The organism is Denitromonas iodatirespirans (assembly GCF_018524365.1).
GTDB lineage: Bacteria > Pseudomonadota > Gammaproteobacteria > Burkholderiales > Rhodocyclaceae > Nitrogeniibacter > Nitrogeniibacter iodatirespirans.
In genome coordinates, this window is record NZ_JAEKFT010000184.1 from 1 (window position 1) to 246 (window position 246).

Annotated in this window: 1 protein-coding gene; it reads right to left on the reverse strand. The window is 68.3% G+C overall.

Annotated elements, in window-relative coordinates; all coding sequences use genetic code 11:
- Nucleotides 1-246 (reverse strand): AMP-binding protein (locus tag I8J34_RS24475; RefSeq protein WP_214364227.1); only part of this gene is annotated, 246 nt, incomplete at both ends.

A 246-nucleotide genomic window follows, 5' to 3' on the forward strand; every position in this document is an offset into this window, starting at 1 on the left:
AAGCCGCGGATCTTGACCTGGAAGTCGTTGCGGCCCAGGTATTCGATGGTGCCGTCGGGCAGCCACCGGCCCAGGTCGCCGCTCTTGTACATGCGCCCGCCTTCGACGAAGGGGTCGGACAGGAAGCGCTCGGCGGTGAGTTCGGCTTGGTTGAGGTAGCCGCGCGCGACGCCCTCGCCGCCGATGTACAGCTCGCCGGCCACGCCCACCGGGACCGGTTGGTGGTGGGCGTCGAGGATGTAGATG